This window comes from Protofrankia sp. Cas8 (genome assembly GCF_963555845.1).
In the GTDB taxonomy this organism is placed as follows: domain Bacteria; phylum Actinomycetota; class Actinomycetes; order Frankiales; family Frankiaceae; genus Protofrankia.
The window spans coordinates 11,230-16,814 of the sequence record NZ_CAUVXI010000115.1 but is presented as its reverse complement, the minus strand read 5'-3'; the positions used below and the strand labels follow the sequence as shown (position 1 = coordinate 16,814).

General features: G+C 66.6%; 5 protein-coding genes. All 5 read right to left on the bottom strand.

The window, feature by feature from the left end; genetic code table 11:
* On the bottom strand, positions 1-1,271 hold a 1,271-nt coding region (locus tag U9977_RS16560), incomplete at its 3' end, for a helix-turn-helix domain-containing protein (RefSeq protein WP_322750169.1).
* A 437-nt stretch (positions 1,272-1,708) separates the two neighbouring features.
* The gene (locus tag U9977_RS16555; RefSeq protein ID WP_322768809.1) at positions 1,709-2,245 is read right to left on the bottom strand and encodes a methylated-DNA--[protein]-cysteine S-methyltransferase; all 537 of its coding nucleotides are present in this window, start codon (positions 2,243-2,245) and stop codon (positions 1,709-1,711) included.
* 154 nt (positions 2,246-2,399) lie between these two features.
* Complete coding sequence (locus U9977_RS16550; RefSeq protein WP_322750167.1) at positions 2,400-3,413, bottom strand: phosphotransferase enzyme family protein; 1,014 nt, start codon at positions 3,411-3,413, stop codon at positions 2,400-2,402.
* Between the two features lie 120 nt (positions 3,414-3,533).
* A complete protein-coding gene (locus U9977_RS16545; protein ID WP_322750166.1) occupies positions 3,534-4,238 on the bottom strand; it encodes an alpha-ketoglutarate-dependent dioxygenase AlkB in 705 nt (234 codons plus the stop codon).
* Positions 4,239-4,455: 217 nt separating this feature from the next.
* A partial coding sequence (locus U9977_RS16540; RefSeq protein WP_322750165.1) for a putative T7SS-secreted protein occupies positions 4,456-5,585 on the bottom strand: 1,130 nt, incomplete at its 5' end.

Here is a 5,585-nt window from a genome sequence, read left to right as displayed (position 1 = left end):
CTGGTCCGCTCATGATGCACACGAGACTGCGCGGCACCGGCAGCCGCAGCCTGCTCGATCGCCGCAAGCCCCGGCAGGCTGGCGGGAGCTGTTCGTTCCGCCCCGACGGCAGACGGAGCCCCCTGAGCAGCGCCGGCCGGCGCGGTGACCCATGAACGGCAGGAGCGGCACAGGCACTCCGACGCAGACGCGGGCAGATGGTCCAAGCGCCGAAGAAGGTGATCAACAGGATCGTCAACCCGGCCGGCTCCAAGGCTCGGTCCGATGGTGTCCACCAGATGCATGGCCAGTTCCGCCGCGCTCCACAGACCGATGGTCAAGATTCGGGCGAGCCGATCGCTGGCGACGGTGAGGCTCTCCGGATCGCGCCGCATCGCACAGGCCAACGTTGCGACGACCTGGCCGGCGGCCTCGGCAACAAGGCGCTCTGCCACTACGGGCAGGTCTGGTTCGCCCCCGACGGCGGTGGGCTCGACGGCGGTGGGCGCGACGCCGGTAGGCGCGACGGCGGTAGGCGCGACGGCGGTAGGCGCTAGCCCGACCGGTGCAACCACGGCGCTCGGGGACCCTGAAGATTCCTGCGCCGGCGCAGGGCCGGGTGTGACCGCCGAGAGGTTCCCGATGCCCGTCAGCGCCTTAGCCACAGCGGTGCCGGTGACGCGGGAACGGCGCCGGGCAGCGGCACTCGGGCGATCTGAGGAAGGCCGTACGCCAGCCTGACGCGGCAGCGGCCCGGCGCTGTCGGGTACGCCGTCACCGATCGGGACGGGAGCGCGCCGGGCCGATCCGCCGACGGCAGAAGCTGCTGGGGCCGGCATGACCGGGGCCGGCGCGACAGATGCGGTCGCCCGGACCGAGTCGGACATGCTCAGCACGAAGCTTGCGGGTCGGCGAGCGGCCGGCCGGGTCAGACCTATCAGCCAGCCGAGGTCGCGCAACAACCGGATCTGTCGTTGCACATGGGTGCGGCTGTAACCGGTCTCGGCGGCCAGCGTCACGAGTCCGGGCGAACAGACCGCGGCGGGTCCAGGCAGCGCCGGGTGGCCGGGTTCGCAGATCGTCGCCACGTCCACCGCGTGGCTTGCGAGAGCCAGCGCGACGAGCTTTGCCGCACGCGGGAGACATGAGCGCAGCACCGCACGCTGCCAGGCGGTGCGATCCGCCACCGGCGTCCCGGAATCGGATGCCGGAAGGAGTACCAGGGCGCCTGGGATCGCCAGCTGGGTCCCGCTGCCGACGTTGGTGAGCAACGTCGGGATGTCGTCGACCACATTCCTCCTTCCGCGCTCGTGCTACCTGCGACCAGAACGGCTCGGTATCTACTAATAGTAGCGAATTCACTACTTGGAGCGTTTGTTGGTGTAGCAAGGGGCGCCCCTGGCGACATCGCCCGAACCGCGTCCAAGCACGGTACCCCGTGGACCCTGGCGATCACGCGCCCCTCGGCCACCGTCGACACATGAGGACAACACGGCTTCAAGATGTAGTTGTGTCATCATTGGGTAGTCGATCGAATGCTATCCGTCAAAATCAGTGCTACAAGCATCCCGTTGGAGCACGCATCCCGGGCCTCCATCGGAGGTATCAGGCTCCCACGGGGCCACCGGGCGCGCGACAAAGACCATGATCAAATAATTACGTCGCCACAACGAAAAGCTACATTACGTAACGAAAGTAGCGAGGTTGCGCGTCACGGCAGGTCGGTCTCTTACCCGCGCTGGCCGGCGACCTTGCCTGACCTATCCGGGACTGGATGGCACTGACCCGGGCTCAGGTGACCGCCACGGGCAAGGGTCCGACGTTCAAGGTCGAGAAGGTGCCGCTTGCGACCGATACCACCGGAGTACCCGGTCAGAGCCCCACTTGAACCGATCACCCGATGGCACGGGACCACGATGGGAAGCGGATTCCGACCGTTGGCGAGCCCAACCGCGCGGAAGGCCGACGGCCGTCCGATCGCTGCGGCGATCTCGGCATAGCTCCGGGTCGTACCATAGGGAATTGCTGCCACGGCCGCCCACACCGCCTCTTGGAACGGTGTACCGACCGGATGCAGCGGTACGTCGAAGGTGACCCGGTCACCCATGAAGTACGCCTCGAGCTGCTCGATCACATCACGAAACGCAACCGGATCGGACTCGAGACCGTCCAACCACGGCGGGCCGGCAGCCGGCTCGTTCATGTGGATTGCACGCAGAGCCACGTCGTCACCAACCAGCAGCAACGGACCCAGCGGTGAAGCCATTCTGGCCTGTCGGGTGACGCCTTCCACGCAGCCTGACGCTACCTTTCTGCTACTACACAGGGAAACGATGGGGTCACAACGGCGTGCGGGTGTCGCGTTGTCGGGCCCGGTCGACCTGATCGGGAACAACCTGACCGCCGGCAGCGGTCGTGCGTCAACACCTTCCGCTCAGGTAGTCATCGGCAAGATCGCACGATGTCGCGACATACCGCGTCACGCTGTCGACCGCGTCGGCCTCCGGATGCGAACCCAGCCAGGCGACCAACAACAGCCGACGGAGCATGATGAAGGTCGCCACCATCGCCTCCTCGTCGGCGGACACCGGCCGGTGCCGCCGGTAGGAGGTGAGCCAGGCATCCACCAGGTCACCAACCGCTGGCAGATGTTCGATGAACGACAGAGACGCAGCAAGATCATAAAGGTACCAGGTGAACCCACAGTCGTCGAAGTCGATGACTGTGAGCTCATCCGCCTGCCCGTTGACCAGCAGGTTCGCCAGCCTCATGTCAGCGTGGACAAGCCCGAACCGGTCCGCGCCACGGCCGAACCGCTCAATCCGGCGGCGGATCTCGTCGGCGGCCCGGGTCAGGACGGCAACACTGGCCGGGTCGACCTCCGACGTGCCGGCCTGCCAGCGACCCCAACGACCGTCCGCTCCCAGAGTCGTTCGCCACGTCCACTCGAACCGGGTGAAGCCGCTCGGACGCTGCCAGCCACAAGCATGTTGATGAAGCCGCGCCGCGATCTCGCCAAGTGCGGCGAAACCGCGCATGAGGCCCACAGCATCGGATGGCTCCGGCGAAGATCCCGCCACCCAATCGAAGAGCACCGCATAGCGCGGTTGGGTGTGCACACCTGAGCTGGCTGAGTCACGCGCGGTCATGGCCACCAAGTCACCCTGACGGGTCGGTACGACCCGCGGCGTATCCACCACGCCGTTACGCCGAAGCGTCCGCGTCCAGAGCAGCTCGGAAGTGATCTCCTCAAACCGATGATAGCCGGGTCGGTGCAGCCGCAACGCCCAACGACGGCCCGTTGCAGGATCTTCAACCTGGTAGGTGACGTTCTCCGAGACGCACAGGAGGCTTACGGTTAGTACCGCTCCAAGGTCGTAAGCGGTGAGAACCTCCTCAACCAGCGCATCCGTCGGATTTCGGTCAACCAGCACAGTCCTGATCATAATCAGGCGGCACCAAGCGCCGGCCGGGCCTGGAACGGCCAGGCTTGGAACGGCCAGGCCTGGACCGGCCTACGACGCAACAGAGACCGTCCGGGTGCGACCAGGGCGTCAGCGCGAGAACGTGCGGGGGGCGCCATACCCGGGCCCTCGCTCGGGACGGCCTGTTCGCGACGTCCAGCGCCACTGAACGGACACCCGGCCAGCCACCACGCCACGGACCTTCGGGACCGCATGCAACCAGTCAGCCTGGCAACGGCCACCGAGAACAAGTAGATCACCCGAACCCGGTAGCAGGTCACGGGCACCGCTGTCGTCATTCAGGATGCGCCGTCCCGGCGGCAGGTGGCGGGACTTCACCAGAAACGGCCGGCGGGCACCTGTCGTGAGGATCGCGATCACCGTGTTGTCGAGCCACCGCATCTCCCGATCCCGGTGAAAGGCGACGCTGTCATTACCATCGCGATACCAGGACAGTCCGAACCCGTCGAAGTCGACCTGGTAGCGCCGCCGCAGCACGCGGTAGGCCTCGACCAGCACCGGGTACGGCACCGGCCGGCCGCGAGAGATCCACGAAGTTAGCCGCGGCTCAGTCACATAACGCTCATAACGCCACATGGCGCCCTGTTTCCATGGCACGAACCCGGTCAGCTCGCGGTAGAGCCGGTCAGCCCCGGTCATCCAGCCGCGTGCGACGTCGACCCAGGATGTGTCATCGAACCAGATTCGCTCGAAGGTCGCGTCCGAATCGACCGAAGCGCCCAGAATCTCGGCGGCATCAACCGCGCCGGCGGTGGATTCCGAGACGCCTGGCATTGACGGATCGGGCGTCCACTCAGACGTCGATCTCCGTACACCGCTCATGCCTACCGCCCCTTCCCCGCCCGCGCCCACGTGTATCCATCCGTCGACAACCACCGCGACCTTCTCCTCCGACACCTCAACAAGATCATTATAATGATAACCGAGCCAACCGCGCCGAAGGTAGTCGGTCGGGTGCCACCGACCATCCCGTCAAACACCTCGCCGACCGTCACGGGTTCGACATGGGTCCGGCGGTAGACGCTTCGTCCGGTATTTCGGCCAGGTCGGTGGCGACCTTTCGTTTCAGCGAGTCGGACGGTCTAAGCGCGTGGTCCAGATCAGCAGGCCGAGCAGCCACGCGTTCACCCGGGCCGGTGACGGCGAAAGCGTCTTTCGCCACCGGGTGGCGGCCGCGAGGCAGCAGCCTTCTCAGCACGCTGGTGGTCCGGGTGCGACCACCGCGGAGGCGCTCGGCCATCGCCGCCAGAAGGGTACGCCCCGTGGTCCGTAAGATCCGCGCGAATGCTCGGCCATCGCGCAAGGACTGCCTGGCGCCCCGGACGGCCCGGGCGGCGCCGGCCGTGGTGGTCAGACCGACCGGACCGGGAATGCAGTCGGCCAGGGCAAACAGAACGTCCCACAGGGATGCCCGGCCGGCCGCGTATTCCATGAGAGTGTCAGCGAGGATGACGAGGGCGGCGGCGAAGATGACCCACGCCACCGGACCGCCGACGATCAGTACAACGACACCCAGGACTGCGACGGTGATTTTTGCGACGCGGACGGCGGCATGCCAGAAACGGCCGGCACGTTCTACCAATCCTGCCCAGGAATGCCAGGATCTGTTCTTCAGGCCCGCATGCGACGCGCTCCGGATCGCGTGCACACAGGTCGCCGCGGCATCCGCACGCATCTGCTTCGCGGTGAGAGCGAGCCGACGGGCGGCATCCAGATCATCCTGAGCGGAATCGACGGAGCTTTGCGCCAGGTCGAGTTTTGCCCGCACGGTATCGCGGTTACGAATCGCCTGCACCACCCGCGCCGGATCGGGCTGGGGAATGTCGATCGGGTACCCATGTGACGCCGAGGTCAGCTCCGATACCGTCGACGCCGCGGAGGTGAACGCGATGTGCGCCGGACCGACCAGCGTCTGGGCATGGTCCCGGCGGGCGCGTGCGTCCCGTCCCCGGGCGAGCGCGTTGTCGGCCCGTGCCTGGGCCGCGTCAAGATCCGGGTTGAACGCGTTCAACGCATTCCCCGCCAGCCGATAGGAATTCGCGAGCTTCTGTAACTGCCCGGGGAACTCGGCCAACTCGTCGCGAAAGGCAGTACCCGACTCGCCCTGCCACGATATTGCAA